The organism is Bradyrhizobium sp. 27S5, from assembly GCF_037217225.1.
GTDB lineage: Bacteria > Pseudomonadota > Alphaproteobacteria > Rhizobiales > Xanthobacteraceae > Bradyrhizobium > Bradyrhizobium septentrionale.
Window position 1 is genome coordinate 2,085,569 of sequence record NZ_CP147714.1, and the last position, 20,444, is coordinate 2,106,012.

Consider the following 20,444-nt stretch of genomic DNA (forward strand, 5'->3'; position numbering starts at 1 on the left):
ATGCGCAATGGCCGAGGCATTCGCGCACCGCAGGTTAGCTGCGCACAATCCCGCCCATGTGGCCGGCATCGAGGAACAGGGTGTGCGCGTTCACATAGGAGGATTCATTCGAAATCAGGAACAGCGCAGTATAGGCGACCTCCCAGCCGGTGCCCTGGCGGCCGAAAGGCACCGTCACGGCGCGGTCGGTCCGCCTTCGGCTGGCGTCGCGGCCCATCGGCGTATCCATGAAGCCGGGCGCGATCACATTGCAGCGAATGCCCTTGTCCTCGCCGGCTCGCGCGATCGCCCGTCCCAGCGCGATCTGCGCCGCCTTGGAGGATTCATAGGCCGGGTTGCGGCCACCGGCGCGCTGGCTTGCCATCGAGGAGATCAGGATGATCGCGCCACCGAACGCCATCACCTCGAGCGCCTTCTGCGCGAACAGCATGTGGCTGCGCACATTGACCGCATAGTCGCGGTCCCAGGCTTCTGCCGTCATTTTGGGCAGCGACAGGCCGGAGGAAATGCCGACATTCAGCGCCAGCCCGTCGAGCCCGCCGAGCGTTTGCGCGCAGCGCTCGACCGAAGGCGCGATCGCTACAACGTCGGAGACATCGACCACATCGGTGAAGGCCTTGCCGCCTTCCTTGCTGATCTGCGCGACGGTGTCGTCGGCGGCTTCCTTGTTGACGTCGAGGCAGGCGACCGAGGCGCCCTCGCGCGCGAACAGCACGCTCATCGCGCGGCCGTTGCCGATCGGCGGCTCAGCGTCCACGGTAGTGCGCTGTCCCGCGCCGACCACGATGATGCGCCGGCCGTTGAGGCGGCCATGGTTCTTTGCCAGTCCCAGCGCTTCCGCATGCAGCGAGGCGGACGGGTCGATGGCTTTCGGTGCGTGGGTTGTGGTCGACATGGCGTGCTCCCTGACGTCTTGTTGTTGTCAGGGAGCAGTAGCACGGCCGTGCGTGCGAGGCTAAAATCCCGCGGCGGGGAATATGTTTGTGCCACGTCATTCCGGGGCGATGCGAAGCATCGAACCCGGAATCCAGAAGTTGTGTGGCTCGAGATTCCCCGGTGCGCAATTGCGCACCTGAGGTTCTCGCTTCGCGAGCCCCGGAATGACGCGCGAAGCGCGTCAGCTCACGCCGAGGAAATCGCGCTTGCCGATCTCGACGCCGTTGTGGCGCAAGATGCCGTGCGCGGTGACGGCGTGGAAATAGAAGTTCGGGAACGAAAACGCGTTGAGGAATTGCTGGCCCTTCAGGGTCATAGTGCGGCCGGGGCCGACCGGGAAGGTGACGTCCTTGGCGTCGCCGCCGTCGAACTGCTCCGGCTTGAACGACTTCACATAGTCGATCGTGTTGGCGAGCCGCTGCTTCAATTCGGCGAAGGTGGTCTCGGTGTCGGGCGTCGACGGCACCTCGCTATGCGTCAGCCGCGCGCAGCCCCTTGCGGCGTGATCGCAGACCAGCTGCACCTGCTTGGTCAGCGGCAGCATGTCCGGATAGAGCCGCGATCCCAACAGCACCTCGGGCGCAATCTTCTTCGCCTCGCAATGCGCTTCGGCCTTGCTGAGCAGGCCAGTGAGGCTGTTGAGGATCTGAAGATAGGCGGGGACGACGGCGTCATAAAAGGACATGTGTTGCTCTTCTTGGTTCTGATGAAATCCAAATCTGCCGAACGGCGATGCTGCAAATGGGGCCGCGAAGGGAAGAATACAACCGCGGAAGGCTGTAACACTTGGTCAAATATTTCCCGAGGGGCCCTCGTAATCCGTCATCCTGAGGAGCCGCGAAGCGGCGTCTCGAAGGATGCACGGCCCCACTGGTGGCCGTCGACCCTTCGAGACGCGCTACGCGCTCCTCAGGGTGACGGGATTACCAATGCGCGCGCGGCTGAATGGTGCGTCCTACCGCATCCCCGGCATCGCGGCTTCCGCCGGCTGCGCCCGGGGCCCGCGCATCCGGGCCAAGAGCTCCGCGGTCGGCCAGGAATCCGCCGGCAGGCCGTACTTGATCTGCATCGCCTTGACCGCGCTGCGGCTCGCCTGTCCGAGCACGCCGTCGACCTTGCCGACGTCGTAGCCGGCGCGCGCCAGCAGCGACTGCAGCTCCTTGATCTCGTTGAACGGCAGCTGCGCGACCGGCGCGTGCGGGCGCTGCATCGGCGGCGCGCCCGCGATGCGGCCGGCGAGATAGCCGGCGGTGGTCGAATAGATCAGCGAGTTGTTCCACTCGGTGTAGGCGGCGAAATTCGCGTAGGCGAGGAATGCCGGGCCCATCCGGCCCATCGGCAGCAACAGCGAGGCCGGCATCTCGTCATTGGCAAGCGGCTTGCCGTCGGTGGTGGTGACGCCGAGCGCAGCCCATTTCGCGCGCGGCAGCTTGATGGTGAGGTCGGCCTGGTCCCAAGGGAAGTTTGCGGCCTGCGGCACGCGCACCTCCTGAAGCCACGGCTCGCCGCGCCGCCACTTCAATCCGTTGGCGATGTAGTTTGCGGTTGAGCCGATCACGTCGGGGCCGCTGGCAAGCAGATTGCGATGGCCGTCGCCGTCATAGTCGACGGCGTAGTTGAAATAGTGCGTCGGCAAGAATTGCGTCTGGCCGAGCTCGCCGGCCCACGAGCCGATCATCTCGTCGGGCGTCAGGTCGCCGCGCTCGATGATCTTGAGCGCCGCGATGGTCTCGCCCTGGAACATCTCCGAGCGGCGGCAATCATAGGCCAGCGACACCAGCGATTTCAGCGTCGGCAGATTGCCCATCTGGACGCCGAAGTCGCTCTCCAGTCCCCAGAACGCGGCGATCACCGCCGGCGGCACGCCATACTCCTTCTCGGCGCGCGCGAACGCGGCCGCATATGTCTTGATGTATTGCTGGCCCTGCTGCATCCGATAATTCGCGGCCATGCGGCCGGCGAACTGGGTGAAGATCTGCCCGAACACGCGCTGGCCGCGGTCGCGGTTGACGATGCCCTGGTCATAGATCAGGTACGGCGCGCTCTCCGCGATCGTGCGTTGCGAGACGCCGGCGGCCACCGCCTTCTGCTTCAGCTCAGTGAGGAAGCGATCAAAGCTCTGCCCGGCATGGCAGGACGCAGCCCGCGGCGAGGCAGCGACCGCCGGGCGTGGCCTGACGGGCGCGGGACCCGCAGGGTTGGGCAGCGGCTGCTGCGCCGAGGCGGCCGTCGAGAGCGCCAGCGCCGCCGCTGCTACAGCGATCATGATCGGGGCGCGGAGGGGAGATGCTGGCATCGATGTCACCGGCTGGATCGGGGATAGGGCCCGCCCTGCATACACCAGGGCGACACCGGGCAACAACGGGGGTGCCGCCGCTAGACCAATTGGCCTTCGGCAGTGTGAAGTGCCGCCGCTATGATCGGCCGGTGATTCGCGGGCAGGAGTGTCGGCGGATCGATCACGCCCGGAGGGAGCCATGAGGAGTTTTCTCGAGCGTCTTTTGGATTCGTCGACGTTTTCGCCGCACGGCATCTGCCTGCTGTGGGAGCCGGAGCTGATCTGGCTCCACGTGATTTCCGACGCACTGATTGCCGCTTCGTATTTCTCGATCCCGTTTGCGCTGGCGATCCTGGTCTCCAAGCGGCGCGATTTCCAGTTCGGCTGGATGGCCTGGCCGTTCGCCGCCTTCATCCTCGCCTGCGGGCTGACCCATGTGTTCTCGATCTACACGCTGTGGGTGCCGATCTACGGTCTCGAAGGCCTGCTCAAGGCGCTGACCGCGATTGCCTCGATCTTCACCGCGGTCCTGCTCTGGCCGCTGATCCCGAAAATCCTGGCGATCCCGACCGAGGCGCAGCTGCGCGAGGCGCATGTCGCGCTCGCCGAGGAGGGACGGCAACGCCAGCGCTCGGAAGTCCTGCTTGAGCGCTTCCGCGAGGCCGAAGCCAATGAGAGCAAGATCCGCCAGGCGCAGAAGATGGAGGCGGTCGGCCAGCTCACCGGCGGCATCGCCCACGACTTCAACAACATCCTCACCGTCATCACCGGCACCATCGACATTTTGTCCGAAGCGGTCACCCATAACCGGCAGCTGGTCGAGATCACCTCGCTGATCCGCGACGCCGCAGACCGCGGTGCTTCGCTGACGCGGCATCTGCTCGCGTTTGCGCGCAAGCAGCCGCTGCAGCCGAGCGACGTCGACGTCAATGCGCTGATGGTCGATACCATCGAGCTGCTGCAGCCGACCATCGGCGACCATGTCGACATCGATTTTCGCGCCGCACTCGATCTGCCGCGTGCGCTGGTCGATTCCAACCAGCTCGTCACCGCGATCATCAACCTCGCGCTGAACGCGCGCGACGCGATGCCGAAGGGCGGCCGGCTCACGATCGAGACCCGCACCGCCGAGCTCAAGCCTTCAGACGTGCACGGCCATGACGGGCTCGCCGCCGGCGACTATGTCGCGATCGCGCTGACCGACAACGGCCAGGGCATCGCGGAAGCCGATCTGGCAAAAGTGTTCGAGCCGTTCTTCACCACCAAGGATGTCGGCAAGGGCACCGGACTCGGGCTTTCCATGGTCTATGGCTTCGTCAAGCAGTCCAACGGCCACATCGTGCTCGACAGCGAGGTCGGCCGCGGCACCCGCGTCATGCTCTATCTGCCGCGTGCGGCAGTGGTCTCGCCGGCCGCGGCGCCGGAGCGGCGGCAGCCGGATGTTCGCGGCGCGCAGGAAATCGTGCTCGTGGTCGAGGACGACAAGCTGGTGCGCTCCTACGTGCTGACCCAGATCGAGAGCCTCGGCTACACCACGCTGTCGGCCAACAGTGGCTCTGAAGCGCTCGCCGTGCTCGACAGCGGCGCGCCGGTCGATTTGCTGTTCACCGACGTCATCATGCCCGGCGCGATGAACGGGCGCGAGCTCGCCACCGAGGCGCAGAAGCGGCGGCCCGGCCTGTGCGTGCTGTTCACGTCGGGCTACACCGAGAATGCCATCGACCAGGACGGCAAGCTCGAGCAGGGCATCCTGTTCCTCGGAAAGCCCTACAGCCGGGCCCAGCTCGCCCGCATGCTGCAGGTGGCGCTGCGCGAGGGGGAGCGGCAGCTCGCGCGGCAGGAGCCGGCGGAGTAGGCGCGATCCCGCAGCCCGGATGAAGCGAAGCGATATCCGCGGCGGTGGTCCCGCATGTCGCTTTCGCTCATGCGGGTTACAATCTGCCGCAGATGACCGATCGTTAATCCCCGCCGCGTCGCTGCGACGCACTGGTTCCCCTTGCGGCGCGCGCAGCAAAATCCCTACCTCAGCGGCGTCAGTTGTGGCAGCATTCCGCTCGCCGTGAGGGAACCACGATGAACTATTTCCGCACCGCGCTCCTGCTTGCCGGCCTCACCGCCCTGTTCATGGGCGTCGGCTATCTGATCGGCGGCGGCACCGGCGCCGTGATCGCGCTGATCGTCGCGGCTGCGACAAACCTGTTCGCCTACTGGAATTCCGATCGCATGGTGCTGTCGATGTACGGCGCCCATCAGGTCGATGCGCGTTCCGCGCCCGAACTCTATGACCTCGTCGCTGAGCTCGCGCAACGCGCAAGCCTGCCGATGCCGCGCGTGTTCCTGATGGACGAAGCGCAGCCCAATGCATTTGCGACCGGCCGCAATCCGGAGAACGCCGCCGTCGCCGTCACCACGGGTCTGATGCAGCAGCTCAGCCGCGAGGAGCTCGCCGGCGTGATCGCGCACGAGCTTGCGCATATCAAGCATCACGACACGCTGACCATGACCATCACGGCGACGATCGCCGGCGCGATCTCGATGCTGGCGCAGTTCGGCATGTTCTTCGGCGGCAACCGCAACAACAACGGCCCCGGCATCATCGGCTCGATCGCGATGATGATCCTGGCGCCGCTCGGCGCTGCGCTGGTGCAGATGGCGATCAGCCGCACCCGCGAATATGCCGCCGACAATTATGGCGCGCGCATCGTCGGGCAGCCGATGTGGCTGGCGTCCGCGCTTGCGAAGATCGAGAACGCCGCGCATCAGATGCCAAACATGGAGGCCGAGCGCAATCCGGCCACCGCGCATATGTTCATCATCAACCCGCTGTCGGGCCACGGCGTCGACAATCTGTTCAGCACCCACCCCTCGACCGCGAACCGCATCGCGGCGCTGCAGCAACTCGCCGCCGAGCTCGGCACCCAGACCGCGCCGCTTTCCACCGGCGCAAGCTATCCGCCGCGCAGCCCGTGGGGCGGATCACAGGGCCAGCGCGGCCCGTGGGGCTGAAGGTTCTGGGCTGAATATCCTGGCGCTGAAGATTCTGGGCTGAAGATGGCAGGCGAGGTCACGCCTTTGCCGTCAGCACCACATCGTCCATGAACAGCGCGTCGATGCCGGACTTGCGGAACGTGACGATTGCGTCGGTCGGGGCGCAGACGATCGGCTCGCTGTCATTGAAGGACGTGTTGACGACAAGGGGCACGCCGGTCTTGGCAAAGAAGCAGGAGATCAGCTCGTGAAAGCGCGGATTTGATCTGCGGCTGACGATCTGGACCCGGGCGCTGCCGTCGCGGTGCAAAACCGCCGGGATGAGATCGCGCCGATCAGGCTTGACGGGACATGCAAACAGCATGAAGGCGTGACTGGCCGTCGGCGCGCCGACCTCGAACCATTCCTCGGCGTGCTCGGCCAGTACGCTCGGCGCAAAGGGGCGGAAATCTTCCCGGTGCTTGACCTTTTGATTGAGGATATCGCGCATGTCCGGCCGCCGCGGGTCGGCGAGCAGGGAACGGTTGCCCAGCGCGCGCGGCCCGAACTCCATGCGGCCCTGGAACCAGGCGACGATCTTGCCGTCGGCGATCATGTCGGCGGCATCGCGCGCCGGCGATGTGCTGCGCCGTGCCTTGAGCCCGGCCGACTTGACCGCGGCCAGAATCTCGCGCCGCTTGAAGGCGGGCCCGAGATACGGCGTGTCGTTGCCGCGTTCGGGAGGACGCTTGTGCTTTGCGCAATGCACGGCGAAGGCGGCGCCGATCGCCGTGCCCGCGTCGTGCGGCGCGGAAGGGATGAACACGTTGGTGAATTCGCCGGATCGCCTGACCAGTTCATTGGTCACGCAATTGAGCGCGACGCCTCCGGCAAGACACAGATTGTCTGATGGCACCCTGCGCTTGAGGCGGCGGGCGGCCGCGACGACCGCGGCATCCGTCGCCGCCTGCAACGCGGCCGCCATGTCGGCATGCCGCGGCAGGATTTCGCCGTCCTCGTAGCGCGGCGGCCCGAACACTGCTTCCATTCTGGCGTGACGCTCCGGGCTGTTGCCGAGATACTCCGGCGACACCCCGTAGTTCACCTCATCGGCACGCATGATCGACTGGAATTGCTGACGGAAAACCTCGGGATCGCCGTAAGCCGCGAGGCCCATGACTTTCGACGCGTCGTAATGCGAGAAGCCGAGATAGCCGCTGAACACCTCCCACAGGAAACCGATCGAATGCGGATATTCGAATGTCTCGACGGTCTGGATGCGGGTGCCGGCGGCCTTCGCCAGCGAGGTGCCCGCGGTCTCGCCGATTCCATCGATGGTGAGGATGGCCGCGTGATCAAAGCCGGACGGGAAGTAGGCGGATGCGGCGTGCGCCATATGGTGAGGCACGAAATGCAGCCGCTGCCGCAGTGAGCGTCCGAGCAGGTCGTCGATGGCGCCGGGCACCTGACCAAGCCGGAGCCGAAAGGTCTCCTCCAGCCGCGGATCCCACCACTCGGCGCGATATCGCTTGCGGCGCTGCCTCGGATCGAACGAGTATGCGACGTGATCGATATCGCGCGCGGTGAGCCCGGCATGGTTCAGGCAAAAGCGGATTGCGCGTTCGGGGAGTTGATGCGGGTTGTCGAACTCGGCTGGCTTGCCGTGCTTGATGCGGTTGAACCGCTCCTCCTCGGCGGCCACCACGAGCCGGCCGTCAACCAGCAGCGCGGCGGCGGACTCGTGATACACCGAGTTGATCCCAAGGATATTCACCTGCGTCCCCCCATACGCCTGACCGTCACGGCAGACTAGAGCGTTTTCGAGCGAAGTGGATACCGGTTCGCGTGAAGAAAACGCGTCAAACAAAAATCTAGAGCCCCGTTCCGATTTTATCGGAACGGAAATGGCTCTAGTCAAGCTGTCCGGAACAGTAAGGCAGTATCGAGGCTGCGCACTGAAGACCAAAAGCCGCAGTTCGCGCCGCTTGAAAACGCGCTATGTGCTCGCTGCGTTGAGCCGCTCGACCTGGCCCTTGGTCAGCTCGAGTTTGGTTGCAGCGACCAGCGTCGCGACCTGCTCGGGCCTGGTTGCGCTGGCAATCGGCGCGGTGATCGAGGGCTTTGCCATCAGCCAGGCCAGCGCGACCGCGGCCGGCTCGGCGCCGGTTTCCGCGGCGACCTCATCGAGGCCGGCCAGGATGCGCATGCCGCGCGGGTTCATGTATTTTGGAATGCTGCGCGAGCCGCGCGGGCTCTTGGCGAAGTCGCTCTCCGAGCGGTACTTGCCGGTCAAAAATCCCGCGGCGAGCGAGAAGAACGTGATCACGCCGACGTCGTTCTCTTCGCACACCCGTTGCAGCGCGCCTTCGTAGCTCGAGCGCTCCATCAGGCTGTATTCGGGCTGCATGCTCTCGTAGCGCGGAAGCCCGTTCGCCATGGAGATATCGAGGGCGTTCTTGAGCCGCTCCGCCGAGAAATTCGAGGCGCCGATCGCCCTGACCTTGCCAGCCTTGATCAGTTTGTCGTAGGCCGCCAGCGTCTCTTCCTGCGGGGTCGTCTCATCGTCCTTGTGGGACTGGTAGAGATCGATGAAATCGGTCTGCAGCCGCCGCAGCGAGTCCTCGACGGCGCGCGCGATATAGTCCGGCTTCAGCCCGACATTGTCGTTGCCCATGTCCATACCGACCTTGGTGGCGAGGATGACGCGGTTGCGGTTGCCGCGCGCCTTCATCCATTTGCCGATGATCGTCTCGGATTCGCCGCCGCTATGGCCCGGCGCCCAGCGCGAATAGACGTCCGCCGTATCCAGGAACGTCAGCCCGTGCTCCAGCACGGTGTCGAGCAGGCGGAACGACGACGTCTCGTCGACGGTCCAGCCGAACACATTGCAGCCGAAGCACAGGGGAGGAACGGTGAGGCCGGAGCGGCCGAGCGCGCGATGCTTCATGAGTTTTCTTTCGCTTGTTCTTGAGGGCAGGCACCGGACACTGAGGCAGATCGCCTTTGTTTGCAAGGCGCTGAGCGACGCCCACACCGCTCTGGTTGCATCACAAACGTCGTGCTCGCTCGTGCGTCAGGTCAGGCAGGCTGCCCCTCGGCGCCGCGTCGATCACGGCGCGACTTTCGCAACGCGCAGGAACGCGATTTCATTTGTCGGGCGCTTGATGTAGATTGCCCGGCGAGCTGCCACCGGTCGCGCCGAATTCCGGAGAATGAGCGGCAGCGCACATGGCCATCGGCAGGCCACCTCTTCTCATTTCAGTACGAAATCTGCTGCTGCCCGGGTCACGCCCGGGTGAAACGCTTTTCTCATTTCAGCCAAATGGAGCGATTGCCATGCATTTCTGCTTCTCAGGTGAATACACCCCGCGTGCTCTCAACAACATCATGGAGAACCCGGCGACCAATCGCTATGAGGCCGCCAGGAAGTTGATCGAAGCGGCCGGCGGCAAACTGATTTCGATGTACAGCACGTCGGTCGATGGCCCCGGCGTGATGGTGATCTTCGACGTGCCGGATCCGACCGTCGCGCCTGCCATCAGCGGCGTGGTCGTGGCAGCCGGCACCATGCAGAATGTGAAGCTGACCCGGCTGTTTACCCAGGACGAGATCAAGGTGGTGCGGCAGCACGCGAGCAAGCTGAAGGCTGCCTACACCCCGCCCGGCGGCTAGCAGGCCGGAGGATCAAGCACCGCTGATCGTCTGACGTCCGGTGTCACTCTCGCGCGGCGGCGCTACCCGGCGCTCCGCGCGAAGGCGAGGGCCGTTGCGCGCGTCGCTGATCCGGGGCGCGTCAGCGGATGGGCAACACGCTCAGGCGGATGTCGCGGGCACGTGCATGCCGGTTCGCAAGCCCCGGCCGGTTGTGCCGTCGCCTGACGTCCGCCGCCTCGTGTTTCAGCATTCGGCATCAGCGTCGCAGCCGCCCCTCAAGCAGGCGGCGCGTCCAGGTAGACGTAGAGCGCCGCGATCTTGCCATCCCGCGCGATGATGAAGTCGACGCCGGTGTACGCAGGCTTCTCGCCTTGCGGCCCGGAGCCCCATGCCAGGCGTCCCGAATTGTGCAGGACCTGCGGCGCGCCATGAGGCGTGTAAGCAAAGTGCGGATGCGTCGATCGGAGATCGCCGGCGAACTTGTCGAGTGCATCGTGGCCTACCAGAATGCCTGATGGCGCGTAGAGCACACAATCCTCAGTGTAGAGTTGTTGAATTGCGGCCCTTCGGCGCACCGGATCGCCTTCGCCGAAAACCTCCGGAAGGTTGCGGGTGAGCAGCGTTTCGATGCCGCTCACATCTGCGCCCACCGAGGGCGGTGCGCCTGTCTTGCTGGCATGCTGGTTCATTGGGGACCTCCTTGCCTGTCCCTACATCATGTGGTCGCAGCCGCCGTTGCGGAACGGCAATGGCGGAAAGTCATCGTTTCCCGTTTTGATGCATCGGCATGGCGGACGCGGGTGCTCTAGCTAGCGCGCCTCGTGCCGATCGCACCCATGCGCGTCCTCACCACATCTGTCATCGCCCGGCTTGACCGGGCGATCCAGTACGCCGCGGCCTCTCGGCTCAACAACGGGTGTCTCTGGAATACTGGATCACCCGCATGCGCGGGTGATGACAGCGGTGGCGATGGCGAAAACGATCCATTGTTGTGCAGGCGGCGAAATGGATTGCTTCGCGTCGCTTGCAATGACGGCTACTATGACGATAGGCAACAAATGGAGAAACAACTCCAATGACCAACCAAGGCCGCCGTTCGCGCCGTACCTTCATCAGCGCCGCCACCGCAGGACTTCCCGCAGCGTTCTTCCTGCGGCCCGCCTCTGCGTCCGACAAGATGACCAAACCCCAAGCCGAATATCAGGACACGCCGAACGGCATCTACTCCTGCGGCGCGTGCACGCTGTTCGTCGAACCCGACGGCTGCAAGGTGGTTGAGGGCGCAATCAGCAAGGACGGCTGGTGCAAGGCCTTTGCGGCAGTGGATTGAGCTCACAGCTCCCGCGCATTCGAGAATGCGAACGACGACACCCGCCGCGTGGTCTCGTCGAGGATCAGGGTGCGCGTGATCGGCGGCTCGGCGCGCTGGCTGCAGTTCTCGCGCTCGCAGAGCCGGCAGTTGACGCCGATCGGGGTGCCTTCGACCTTCTCCAGATCCATGCCGGTCGCATAGACGAGCTTGGCCGCATGACGGATTTCGCAGCCGAGCCCGATCGCAAAGCGCGGCTGCGGCTGCGGATAGGGCGCGACCGGCCGGCGCACCGTCTGCGCGATCGAGAAGTAGCGCGTGCCGTCGGGCAGCTCGATCACCTGGCTGAGCAGGCGGTCCGGCATGTCGAAGGTCGAGTGCACGTTCCAGAGCGGACAGGTGCCGCCGAATTTGGAGAACGGGAAGGTGCCGGAGGAAAACCGCTTCGATACGTTGCCGGCATTGTCGACGCGGAGCAGGAAGAACGGCACGCCGCGCGCATTCGGCCGCTGCAGCGTGGTGAGGCGGTGACAGACCTGCTCGAAACCGGCGTTGAAGCGCTGCGCCAGCACGTGGACATCGTAGCTCAAGGCTTCGGCGGCGGAATGAAACGCCTGATAGGGCATCATCGCCGCCGCGGCGAAATAATTGGCGAGCGTGATGCGGTAGAGCCTGCGCGCGGTGTCGTCGAGCGGACCGGCGCGGCTGACGATCGCGTCGATCGCTGTGCCGCATTCGACAAAGCCGATCTGCAGCGCGAGCTGGAAGCTGCGGCCGGCACTGTCGACCAGCTCGGAGATCAGGAGCTGCCGGCGATGCCGGTCGAAGCGGCGCAGCGTCTCGCGCATCACGTCGACCGGCATCACGCGGGTGACGGTCGAATGTTTTTCGCGCAAGCGCGCGCTGAGTGCCGTGAACAGGCCTTCGGTCGGCACGTTGAGCTCGTCGCGCAGATTTTCCGCCGCGGTCTCGAGCTCCGGAAAATAGTTGCGGTTGGCCTCGATCAGGTCGCGCACCCGCTCGATCGGGTTGGCGTCGAACTGCGAGCCCTCGCGATCGGCCATCTGCGCCGCCACCAGCGTCTCGCCGCGGCGCGCCTCGGTATAGGCGGCATAGAGCCGCTGCAGCGCGTGGGTCACGCCGGGGCAGAGCTCGGCGAGGTCGCGCAGCTCCTGCTTCGGCAGGTCGATCTGGCGGAACAAGGGATCGGAGAAGATCTCGTTGAGCTCCGCGAAGAAGCGGTCCTCGTCGGCGGTGGCGAGGTCGCGCAGATCGAGATCGTAGGTCTCGGCCAGCCGCAGCAGGATCTGCGCCGTCACCGGGCGCTGGTTGCGCTCGATCAGATTGATGTAGGAGGGCGAGATGCCGAGCCCCTCGGCGATCTGGGTTTGCGACAGTCCCAGTTGCTGGCGGATCCGCCGGAACCGCGGACCGACGAACAGTTTTTTTCCGGATTCGCCAGGCATGACAGCCTTCCTGACCTATTATGTGACAAAATTTACAAATCGACATTTATTACAAGTTCAGATGTTACATGACATCACCAATAAAAAACAAGGCATCTATACGAGCTTCCTGTTTTCGCGTTTAGCTCTTGGCAGGCGGTTCGCAACACGCTGTCAAGAATGTCGATTGGAGGGAGAGCAGGCAGCACGCCGGCCTGCCCACGATCGACCTCTCTGACGGCAGGGTGCGGCGATCAAGGTTTCGGCGGCTCGGCAAAGGCAGGCCGATTTTTTAGAGGAGACTGACGATGAGCAAGGGCAGCAATTTCTGGGTGATCGGCGGCGAGTTCGGCTCGATGAACTTCCACAAGCTCGTCGAAGGCTCGGCCCAGGTGCAGGGTCCGTTCAAGACCCGCAAGGAAGCCGAGGATGCGTGGCGCGTGGTCTCGGAAGAGAACCGCCACAAGGCCGGCGTGCGCTTCTCCATCGTCGAGGAGCCGTCGCGGGTTTCGGCCTGAGCGAGCATGATCCGGAAAAGTGGGAACCGGTTTTCCGAAAAGATCATGCTCAAACAAGAGATGAAGTCACGATACGCAATCGCATTGTGACGCAGCTAAGAAACGTCCAAGGACGGCAGCCCCATCCGGTTCATCCGGGTGGGGCTGTCCGCTTTCGGAACACTGCCGGGGTCTTTGATCTGGGGATAAGCGGCCGCCTAAGTGCTTGGGAACCAACGTGCTTTGCGGACGGCATGGTTGCTGATAGGTTAATGGATAAGGCAACCCGTCACTACGAGGCCGCAAGGCATGTCCGATCCGCACAACACCGGCAGCGAGGCGCGCGAGATGCGGCCGACGCTGCGAGAGGCGCTGCGGCGGGCGCGGATCGAGGCGGCCGATCGCACCGGCGTCGTCGTCGAGTTACGCGACGCCGAGGTGGCGCGGCTCGAGATCCTCAACGATGCGCTCGATCCCTTGTTCGCGCAGGTGCCGGAGAAGGTCGATCTGTTCGACCGCGGCATCAGCCAGGGCGAGACGCCGCGGCTGTGGATCGACGTCGTCGCCCATGTGCTGATGGGGCGCGACAAGCGCATCTACCGCTTCGTGCAGGACACCCGCTTCGGCCGCATCGTGCTCGCCGAATCGCACGACGTGCCCGTGATCGTCGACGCCGTCACCGATTATGTCGCGCGCCGCATGATCGAGCGCGAGCATGCGATGGTGGCAACGCCGCTTCCGGCTGCCGAGCCGGCGCCGCCGCCGCCCGTGCCGGTGGTGGCGCCGAAGCGCCGCGGCGGGTTCGGCATGTTCGTGCTCGGCTTCATCATGGGCGCGCTGGCGCTGTTCGGCTACGCGCTGTTTGCGAGCTGGCAGAATTTCTAAAGCATGATCCGGAAAAGTGCGAAGCGGTTTTCCCTCGCGACAAACGCGGAACGCGTTTGCGCGGAGATCATGCTCAAATAAGGGAAGGGCGGGGGGCATCGTGGTCGTAACACCCGCCTCGGCATTCCTGGGCGTCCTGGCGGCGGCTGCGGTGGTCGGCAGCGCCGTGCTGTTCGGCAAATGGCAGAGGCTGCGGCGCGCCGAATATGTCCGCACCTTCAAATGGCCGGCGGGCCTGCTGGCGCGGCTCGAGAAGCGTCACCCGGGTTTCATGCGCAAGGACAGCGCGCTGGTCTCGCGCGGGCTACGGCAGTTTTTCCTTGCCTATCTGATGAGCGGCAAGCGCTACGTCTCGATGCCGTCGCAGGCCGCCGACGATCTCTGGCACGAATTCATTCTCTACACCCGCGAATACGATGCGTTCTGCCGCCGCGCCTTCGGCGGCTTCCTGCATCACACGCCGGCCGTCGTGCTGGTGAAGGAGCGACGCCGGAGCAATGAGGGACTGCGGCGGGTGTGGTGGTATTGCTGCAAATACGAGAACATCGATCCGGTCAGGCCGACGCGGCTGCCGCTGTTGTTCGCGCTCGACGCCAAACTGAACATCGCCAACGGCTTCGTCTATCACACCGATTGCGAGGCGCTGCGCCGCAGCGGCATTGCCGGCGATAGCCCCTATTGCGGCGGCGATTTCTCCGACTCTTCGATCGATGGATCGTCTGCCGGCTTCGGCGATGCCGGCAGCGATGGAGGTGGCGGCGGGGATGGTGGCGACGCTGGCGGCGGCGATGGTGGAGGTGGTGGCGACAGCGGAGGCGGCTGCGGCGGTGGTTGTGGTGGCGGCGGAGGTGGGGATTAACGTCAGGACAATCGCGTTTGCTTCAACTCGTGAATGCCATCGTGCTTGCCGAAGCCGCGCACGGTCTGCTCGCAGCGCCAGGCGTTGCCGTCGCGCTCGATCGAGAACAGGTTGTAGGCCGCCGCCGGATAATGCTTGCGCGCCAGCGCCGATGCCGACGGCACGCCGATCGCGGGAATCTTGCGCTCGGGGCCGTCGAACCACATCGTCGAGTGGATGTGGTCGTGGCCATGCAGCACCAGCTCGACGCCGTGCCGCTTGAGCAGCGCCAGCAGCTGATGCGAATCGGTCAGCCGCTTGGCGCGCCCGTCGGAGTGCAGCGGATGATGCACCAGCAGCACGCGGAAGGCGTCCTCCCGCGACAGCTGCGCGAGGATCGTCTCCAACGCGCCAAGCTGGGCATGGCCGAGCCAGCCAGTTGCCATCAGCGGCGGCGTCGGCACCGCCGAGGAGACGCCGATCAGCGCCACCGGCCCGCGGCGGCGCACGAACGGAAAATGCGTCGCTGCGCCATCGGCGTCGCCGCGCAGATAGTCGTCGAAGTGACTGACGAAGCGATGCCGCGTCGCGCGCACATAGGCATCATGATTGCCGGGGACCACGGTCACACCGGAGGGATCGCCGACGCCCTCCAGCCATTGCCGCGCCGGATTGAACTCGGCATCCAGCGCCAGATTGACGAGATCGCCGGTCACGGCGACATGGTCCGGCTGCTGCGCCTGCATGTCGGACACCAGCGCATCGAGCACGTCGCGGCGATGATATTTGTGACGGTTGCGCGTCCAGTTCAAATAGCCGAAGGCGCGCTTGCCGGCGAGATCGCGCAGCCGCGCCGCCGGCAGCGGCGGCAGATGCGGATCCGACAGATGCGCGAGGCGGAATGCCGCCATCATGCGATTCCCTTAGGATTGTCCGTGAAAAGTGGCCGGCAACCGGTCATGTCATGCTATCCCGAACGTCCTGCCCTGTATTGGCAAGAGCTGCGCGGGCGCGCAAGGATCAAAGCACGGATCAAACACCATGATGTCGAGGGTTCAGTGACGATCCTTGAGGATTTACGCAAGCGCTACGAGCCGCAGATCAGGTGGGTGTTTCATTTCTACTGGCGGTTGGCCCGCAGCATGACGCTCGGCGTCCGCGCCGTCGTACTCGACGCCGACAACAAGGTGTTCCTGGTCAAGCACAGCTATGTCCATGGCTGGTATCTGCCGGGCGGCGGGGTCGAGGTCGGCGAGAGCTTTCTCGAGGCGCTGCGGCGCGAGCTGGAGGAGGAGGGCCGGATCGAGCTCGCCGGCGAGCCGGTGCTGCACGGCATCTTCCACAACAGCCACGTCTCGCCGCGCGATCATGTCGCGGTCTATGTCGTTAGAAACTACCGGCAGGACCGGCTGCCGGAACCGAATCGCGAGATCGTGGCCTGCGGCTTCTTCGATCCGGCTGATCTGCCCGAGGAGGCCACCCCCGGGACGCGGCTGCGGATCGCGGAGGTGCTCGACGGCAAGCCGCCGACGGCCACATGGCGGTGATGGACCGCGCCCACGCCAGATGCTATCCCGCGCTCCACAATGACTGAACTGTCCCTGACCATCCTGCCCGAGACCCCGAAAGACGCCCAGGCGATCGAGCGCCTGCATGAGCGCACCTTCGGGCCCGGCCGCTTCGTGCTCAGCGCCTACCGGCTGCGCGAGCATGTCGATCATCTGCTCGATGTCTCCTTCACGGCACGGATCGGCACGCTGCTGGTCGGCTCGGTGCGCCAACTGCCGGTCACGATTGGCGATACGCCGGCCCTGATGCTCGGGCCGTTGACTGTCGAGCCGCCGTTCCGCAGCCGCGGCGTCGGCCGTGCGCTGCTCGAACGCGCGATCAACGACGCACGCGCCAAGGGCCACCGGCTCATCGTGCTGGTCGGCGACGAACCGTACTATGCACGCGTCGGCTTCAAGCCGGTCCCGAAGGGGCGGATGACGATGCCCGGACCGGTCGACTACAGTCGCGTACTTGTCATGGAACTGGTCGATGGCGCGTTCGAGGGCGTGTCGGGGCCGATCCAGCCGGATTGGAGCAAGGCGATCTGACATTCCCGCGAGCGACGCCGGAACGGTTGCGCACCTTCGGAAACTGAAGCACAGTTGAGCCAAGCGCCGGGACAAGACCGGCGCATGTCATATCAACAGGGAGAGTGCGCGCCATGATCAAGGTCAGTGTGATGTATCCGAACAATCCAGGCGCACGCTTTGATCACGATTACTATCGCGACAAGCACATGCCGCTGGTGAAAGCGCGGCTGGGCGACGCCTGCAAATATTACACCGTCGACAAGGGCCTCGCCGGCGGCGCACCGGGGACGCCAGCAACTTATGTCGGGATGTGCCACATCTTCTGCGACTCGGTTGAGGCCTTCGCGGCCGGCATGGGGAAGCACGCTCAGGAGATCATGGGCGACATTCCGAATTACACCGATCTGCAGCCAGTGATACAGATCAGCGAAGTCGTCGTCGGCCACTGACGAGGCGGGTTCTCGAGGCATGATCCCTCTGCCGCAGCGGCGGAGGGATACGCTTGTCTCAGAACTTCAAATTGGCGAACGCCCGCACGCCGATGCCCGGCATCAGCACCTCGTCCTTGGTGTAGGAGACCGAGTTGCGGATGTTCTGGTTGAGCAGATTGTTGCCGACCAGGCCAAGCGTCATCTCGCGCGCCCCGATCCATGATTGATTGAGCTTGGTGTTGTAGGTGATCTCCGCGTTCAAGAGATTGTAGCCCGCGGTCGGGGTCTCGCCGATCACAGCGATGTCGTTCTGCGCGAAGGCGTGCACCAGATTGATGCGGGTGAACCAGTTGCTGTCGCGCCAGTACACGCCGCCGCCGAGCCGCACCGGCGGAATCCGCGGCACGTTGGTGCCGTCGGTGAAGGTGGCGCGCACCACATCGAACTGGTCCTCGATACCCCAGATGCCGCCGTTGAGCGGGCCGATGTCGAGCTGGCTCTGGAACTCGGCGCCGCGGAAGGTGGCGTCGCGCTGCGCGTATCTCGCCTGGTTCAGCTCAAGCTGGTCCGGATTGGCTATATCCACGCAAGCCGCACTGTCGCACGTGTTGCCAGTCAATTGGCGGTAGATAAAGCCGTTGAACTTCGTGTAGTAGCCGGTGAGTTCGAATCGCAACGGCCCCGTTGCCCGCCTTAATCCCACCTCGATCGATTTTGCCGTCTCGATGCCGAGATTGGGATTGCCGATGTCGAAGGTGGCGGTCGCATCATGGGCGCCGCGCGAAAACAGCTCTGCCGGTTTCGGCGCGCGTTCGACGTATTGACCGGTAATGCTCGCAACCAGATCCCACGGCAGGTTCTGGATCAGGCCAATGCTCGCACTTTTCGGCGTGAAGTGCAGATTGCGCGGCGTGGCGGGACCAATACTGGCAGGGTCGATGTTGACGTCGAACACGTCAGGTATGAATGCCGGCGTTGTCCCGAAGAGGTTGAGGTGTTCGATGCGTCCGGCGATCTGCGCCTTGGTGGTCTCGCTGAATTTCAGCTCGTTGAAGACGTAACCGGCGACCCTGTTGTTGTTGTTAGGGTCCCACAATCCGTTGAGCGGGCTGCCTGGATCGTCCGGACTTGGGGCCGTCAATTCCTGATGGCCGGCCTGCAGGCCGAACGCCGTCGTCACGGCCGCGAAGCGCGCGTTGAACGGCATCATTTGCACTTCGAGCCGGGCTTCTTGCTCCTTGTTGGTAAAAGTCTGCCGCACGCCGTCGCTTGAGAGATCAACCGGATCGGCAAGACCGATTTCGTTGTGGCGATAGTCGGTCGCGCCGACCCAGAACCGCACGGCGTCGATCGCCGCAGCATCGGGCCGGTACTCGCCCTTGACGGCGATCTTGGTCTGGTGCGCGTCGATCCGGGTCTGGTGATCGGCACCGTCGATGCCGGGGATATGGTAGAGCGAGTCGTTCTGGGTGATCGATGCGCCGATATAGCCGCCCTGGAAGAAATACGAGCCACCGACCGAGGCGCCGTCCGACTGCGTCGCGGAGTTCGGCTGGCGGCTGCCCACCGGCCGCGTCTGGTCGAACAGATACGGATAGCTCGGGATGCTGTAGTCGCTGGTGGTGCGGCCATAGACGTCGGCGTGCACGGCGACATTGTTGCCGCCAGCGTCCAGCAGCATGCCGCCCTCGACGCCGCGATTGACCGAACTGACCGATGTGCGGGTCTCGACGTTGAGGCAGCCCGGCGAACCGGCATCGGCCAGCGGCGCCTTCACCGGCAAACCGTAGGTCTGGAACGGCGCTGCCGCGCAGGTCGGCATCGCGTCGGGAATTCGATTGTTGCTGGCGCTGACGACGCCACCGATCGAGGTCGAGCCGTAGCGCAGCGCGGCAGGTCCCCGCACCACCTCGATCTGGTTGGTCGAAAGCGGATCGATTGGCACGAAATGATCCTCGCCGAGATCCGACACGCCGCCGCCGCCGAGACCGTTCTCGACGATGCCGACGCGGTTGACGTCGAGGCCGCGGATGATCGGCCGGCTCGATGCGCCGGGCGCGAAGCTCGAACCGGTGATGCCGGGCTTCGAGAACAAGAGATCGCCAAGCGTGGCGCCGCCGGAGCGCCGCAGCTCCTCGTTCGGTATCACGGTGACGGTCGCGAACTGGTCGGTGACGACGGGCAGCACGCCTTGCTGCAGTGCCGGCGCTGGCGCCGCGGGCGCCGGCTGCACTGCTGTGGCGCGTTCGCGGTTCCGGCTCGGCGCAGCCCGGACAACGTGTGTCGGGGTGCGTGCTGGCGCTGTGCGGTGCCGCTGGATCGGGCTTGGTGCCGTCACGGTGATGTCAGGGAGTTGCGTCGGCGTGTCATCGGCGAGCGCGCCGCTATTCATTGCGCCCAGCAACAGCCAGCTCGCGCCCCCGATGTGGAGTGCTCGTTTCTTCTGAAGTGTCATTGTCCCGATCCAGCCCCGTCGAAAATGACGGATCGATTCCGATTTGCCCCGCTGGCGCAGCCGCAAATGTGACGCGGCTGTCCGCTCAGGGCGTGCGGCAATCAGTCGATGTCAGGACAGGGGAGGTGCGCGGGAGTGAAACGCGGCAGGCGCCGACTTCAGATGGACGAATTCGGCATTGGTGGTGCGGAACAGAAGCTCGACGGCTTCCGGCAGCAACAGCACCGGCGGGGCCGTGAACAGCATGCTGCTCGCGAGCGAGATGACGGCGCAGATCGCGCAATTATCGGCCGGATGCCGGTCGTTGTCGTGCCTGGCGGGCGGCTCGGTCCCGGTCACCTGGACCGCGAGGTCCGGGGTTGCGGAGGTCCCGATATAGGCGAGATCGACCAGCGACAGGCCGGTCTGGGACGCGGGCGCGGCTTGCGCGGCCGCTATCGGATGGAAGTGCCCGAACGACAGCACGAACTGGACGGCGAGCGCGAACAGCGCCAGCCGCGAGCCAGTCTTGATGTGTCTCCGGAACCACTTCATGCGATAACGCCCACCCCATCGGGAGCGCGCCATCACCCCAGCGGCCCGATGTTACATTATAACATCGGACGGCAATCGCGGTGTCAACCACAGTTGGGGCGAACTGTGTCGATCCGTTGCCGGTGTGTGTTTGA

General features: G+C 64.8%; 20 protein-coding genes. 10 read left to right on the forward strand and 10 right to left on the reverse strand.

The window, feature by feature from the left end:
* Positions 1-34 precede the first annotated feature (34 nt).
* The 3 genes from WDM24_RS09870 to WDM24_RS09880 all read right to left on the reverse strand — a co-directional run bounded on the left by WDM24_RS09870 (position 35) and on the right by WDM24_RS09880 (position 3,232).
* The gene (locus tag WDM24_RS09870; RefSeq protein ID WP_338831041.1) at positions 35-895 is read right to left on the reverse strand and encodes an SDR family oxidoreductase; all 861 of its coding nucleotides are present in this window, start codon (positions 893-895) and stop codon (positions 35-37) included.
* Between the two features lie 222 nt (positions 896-1,117).
* Complete coding sequence (locus WDM24_RS09875; protein WP_338831042.1) at positions 1,118-1,621, reverse strand: DUF1993 domain-containing protein; 504 nt, start codon at positions 1,619-1,621, stop codon at positions 1,118-1,120.
* A 270-nt stretch (positions 1,622-1,891) separates the two neighbouring features.
* Entirely contained in the window at positions 1,892-3,232 is a 1,341-nt protein-coding gene (locus WDM24_RS09880) for a lytic murein transglycosylase (protein ID WP_338831043.1), read from the reverse strand.
* A 181-nt stretch (positions 3,233-3,413) separates the two neighbouring features.
* Here WDM24_RS09880 and WDM24_RS09885 point away from each other — a divergent pair, with 181 nt between their 5' ends.
* Together WDM24_RS09885 and htpX are read left to right on the forward strand one after the other, a co-directional pair.
* Positions 3,414-5,069, forward strand: a complete 1,656-nt coding sequence (locus tag WDM24_RS09885; RefSeq protein WP_338831045.1) for an ATP-binding protein — start codon at positions 3,414-3,416, stop codon at positions 5,067-5,069.
* A 218-nt stretch (positions 5,070-5,287) separates the two neighbouring features.
* Positions 5,288-6,220 (forward strand): zinc metalloprotease HtpX, encoded by a 933-nt coding sequence (htpX, locus tag WDM24_RS09890; protein WP_338697196.1) that lies wholly within the window; start codon positions 5,288-5,290, stop codon positions 6,218-6,220.
* A gap of 58 nt (positions 6,221-6,278) precedes the next feature.
* Here the strand turns inward: htpX and WDM24_RS09895 are convergent, their stop codons facing one another.
* Positions 6,279-8,099 (reverse strand): carbamoyltransferase family protein, encoded by a 1,821-nt coding sequence (locus WDM24_RS09895; protein WP_338831046.1) that lies wholly within the window; start codon positions 8,097-8,099, stop codon positions 6,279-6,281.
* A gap of 78 nt (positions 8,100-8,177) precedes the next feature.
* The gene (locus WDM24_RS09900; RefSeq protein WP_338831047.1) at positions 8,178-9,128 is read right to left on the reverse strand and encodes an aldo/keto reductase; all 951 of its coding nucleotides are present in this window, start codon (positions 9,126-9,128) and stop codon (positions 8,178-8,180) included.
* 281 nt (positions 9,129-9,409) lie between these two features.
* On the opposite strand from WDM24_RS09900, the gene WDM24_RS09905 reads away from it, so the two are divergent.
* A complete protein-coding gene (locus WDM24_RS09905) occupies positions 9,410-9,853 on the forward strand; it encodes a GYD domain-containing protein (protein WP_338831048.1) in 444 nt (147 codons plus the stop codon).
* Between the two features lie 257 nt (positions 9,854-10,110).
* On the opposite strand, the gene WDM24_RS09910 is transcribed toward WDM24_RS09905, so the two are convergent.
* Positions 10,111-10,524 (reverse strand): nuclear transport factor 2 family protein, encoded by a 414-nt coding sequence (locus tag WDM24_RS09910; RefSeq protein ID WP_338831049.1) that lies wholly within the window; start codon positions 10,522-10,524, stop codon positions 10,111-10,113.
* 386 nt (positions 10,525-10,910) lie between these two features.
* Here WDM24_RS09910 and WDM24_RS09915 point away from each other — a divergent pair, with 386 nt between their 5' ends.
* Positions 10,911-11,165 (forward strand): iron oxidase, encoded by a 255-nt coding sequence (locus tag WDM24_RS09915; protein WP_166298739.1) that lies wholly within the window; start codon positions 10,911-10,913, stop codon positions 11,163-11,165.
* Positions 11,166-11,167: 2 nt separating this feature from the next.
* Here WDM24_RS09915 and WDM24_RS09920 read toward each other — a convergent pair whose 3' ends face one another.
* Positions 11,168-12,610, reverse strand: coding sequence for a helix-turn-helix domain-containing protein (locus WDM24_RS09920; RefSeq protein ID WP_029083692.1), 1,443 nt, complete (start codon positions 12,608-12,610; stop codon positions 11,168-11,170).
* A gap of 287 nt (positions 12,611-12,897) precedes the next feature.
* Here WDM24_RS09920 and WDM24_RS09925 point away from each other — a divergent pair, with 287 nt between their 5' ends.
* The 3 genes from WDM24_RS09925 to WDM24_RS09935 all read left to right on the forward strand — a co-directional run bounded on the left by WDM24_RS09925 (position 12,898) and on the right by WDM24_RS09935 (position 14,830).
* Positions 12,898-13,107: a DUF4170 domain-containing protein gene (locus WDM24_RS09925; protein ID WP_029083693.1), complete on the forward strand. Its 210-nt coding sequence runs from the start codon at positions 12,898-12,900 to the stop codon at positions 13,105-13,107.
* Positions 13,108-13,395: 288 nt separating this feature from the next.
* Positions 13,396-13,971, forward strand: a complete 576-nt coding sequence (locus tag WDM24_RS09930) for a hypothetical protein (RefSeq protein ID WP_338697213.1) — start codon at positions 13,396-13,398, stop codon at positions 13,969-13,971.
* Between the two features lie 100 nt (positions 13,972-14,071).
* Positions 14,072-14,830 carry a hypothetical protein gene (locus WDM24_RS09935; protein ID WP_338831050.1) on the forward strand — a complete coding sequence of 253 codons (759 nt, stop codon included), beginning with the start codon at positions 14,072-14,074 and terminating at the stop codon, positions 14,828-14,830.
* 2 nt (positions 14,831-14,832) lie between these two features.
* Here the strand turns inward: WDM24_RS09935 and WDM24_RS09940 are convergent, their stop codons facing one another.
* Complete coding sequence (locus tag WDM24_RS09940; RefSeq protein WP_338831051.1) at positions 14,833-15,720, reverse strand: metallophosphoesterase; 888 nt, start codon at positions 15,718-15,720, stop codon at positions 14,833-14,835.
* 147 nt (positions 15,721-15,867) lie between these two features.
* Here WDM24_RS09940 and WDM24_RS09945 point away from each other — a divergent pair, with 147 nt between their 5' ends.
* From WDM24_RS09945 to WDM24_RS09955, 3 genes are all read left to right on the forward strand, one after another.
* Positions 15,868-16,356, forward strand: a complete 489-nt coding sequence (locus WDM24_RS09945) for an NUDIX domain-containing protein (protein WP_338831052.1) — start codon at positions 15,868-15,870, stop codon at positions 16,354-16,356.
* Positions 16,357-16,395: 39 nt separating this feature from the next.
* Complete coding sequence (locus WDM24_RS09950; RefSeq protein WP_166214374.1) at positions 16,396-16,908, forward strand: GNAT family N-acetyltransferase; 513 nt, start codon at positions 16,396-16,398, stop codon at positions 16,906-16,908.
* Positions 16,909-17,021: 113 nt separating this feature from the next.
* Positions 17,022-17,339 carry an EthD family reductase gene (locus WDM24_RS09955; RefSeq protein ID WP_029083699.1) on the forward strand — a complete coding sequence of 106 codons (318 nt, stop codon included), beginning with the start codon at positions 17,022-17,024 and terminating at the stop codon, positions 17,337-17,339.
* A 58-nt stretch (positions 17,340-17,397) separates the two neighbouring features.
* Here WDM24_RS09955 and WDM24_RS09960 read toward each other — a convergent pair whose 3' ends face one another.
* Positions 17,398-19,776 (reverse strand): TonB-dependent receptor, encoded by a 2,379-nt coding sequence (locus WDM24_RS09960; RefSeq protein WP_338831053.1) that lies wholly within the window; start codon positions 19,774-19,776, stop codon positions 17,398-17,400.
* Positions 19,777-19,887: 111 nt separating this feature from the next.
* Complete coding sequence (locus WDM24_RS09965; protein WP_338697225.1) at positions 19,888-20,310, reverse strand: DUF2946 family protein; 423 nt, start codon at positions 20,308-20,310, stop codon at positions 19,888-19,890.
* Between the last annotated feature and the right edge of the window lie 134 nt (positions 20,311-20,444).

Excerpts from the sequence above, each read along its gene's own strand:
- WDM24_RS09955 (WP_029083699.1), top strand. The coding sequence starts at position 17,022 with ATGATCAAGGTCAGTGTGATGTATCCGAACAATCCAGGCGCACGCTTT.
- WDM24_RS09920 (WP_029083692.1), bottom strand. The coding sequence starts at position 12,610 with ATGCCTGGCGAATCCGGAAAAAAACTGTTCGTCGGTCCGCGGTTCCGG.
- WDM24_RS09900 (WP_338831047.1), bottom strand. The coding sequence starts at position 9,128 with ATGAAGCATCGCGCGCTCGGCCGCTCCGGCCTCACCGTTCCTCCCCTG.
- WDM24_RS09880 (WP_338831043.1), bottom strand. The coding sequence starts at position 3,232 with ATGCCAGCATCTCCCCTCCGCGCCCCGATCATGATCGCTGTAGCAGCG.
- WDM24_RS09930 (WP_338697213.1), top strand. The coding sequence starts at position 13,396 with ATGTCCGATCCGCACAACACCGGCAGCGAGGCGCGCGAGATGCGGCCG.
- WDM24_RS09870 (WP_338831041.1), bottom strand. The coding sequence starts at position 895 with ATGTCGACCACAACCCACGCACCGAAAGCCATCGACCCGTCCGCCTCG.
- WDM24_RS09960 (WP_338831053.1), bottom strand. The coding sequence starts at position 19,776 with ATGACACTTCAGAAGAAACGAGCACTCCACATCGGGGGCGCGAGCTGG.
- WDM24_RS09905 (WP_338831048.1), top strand. The coding sequence starts at position 9,410 with ATGGCCATCGGCAGGCCACCTCTTCTCATTTCAGTACGAAATCTGCTG.
- WDM24_RS09915 (WP_166298739.1), top strand. The coding sequence starts at position 10,911 with ATGACCAACCAAGGCCGCCGTTCGCGCCGTACCTTCATCAGCGCCGCC.
- WDM24_RS09940 (WP_338831051.1), bottom strand. The coding sequence starts at position 15,720 with ATGGCGGCATTCCGCCTCGCGCATCTGTCGGATCCGCATCTGCCGCCG.
- htpX (WP_338697196.1), top strand. The coding sequence starts at position 5,288 with ATGAACTATTTCCGCACCGCGCTCCTGCTTGCCGGCCTCACCGCCCTG.
- WDM24_RS09885 (WP_338831045.1), top strand. The coding sequence starts at position 3,414 with ATGAGGAGTTTTCTCGAGCGTCTTTTGGATTCGTCGACGTTTTCGCCG.
- WDM24_RS09950 (WP_166214374.1), top strand. The coding sequence starts at position 16,396 with ATGACTGAACTGTCCCTGACCATCCTGCCCGAGACCCCGAAAGACGCC.
- WDM24_RS09965 (WP_338697225.1), bottom strand. The coding sequence starts at position 20,310 with ATGAAGTGGTTCCGGAGACACATCAAGACTGGCTCGCGGCTGGCGCTG.
- WDM24_RS09875 (WP_338831042.1), bottom strand. The coding sequence starts at position 1,621 with ATGTCCTTTTATGACGCCGTCGTCCCCGCCTATCTTCAGATCCTCAAC.
- WDM24_RS09925 (WP_029083693.1), top strand. The coding sequence starts at position 12,898 with ATGAGCAAGGGCAGCAATTTCTGGGTGATCGGCGGCGAGTTCGGCTCG.
- WDM24_RS09910 (WP_338831049.1), bottom strand. The coding sequence starts at position 10,524 with ATGAACCAGCATGCCAGCAAGACAGGCGCACCGCCCTCGGTGGGCGCA.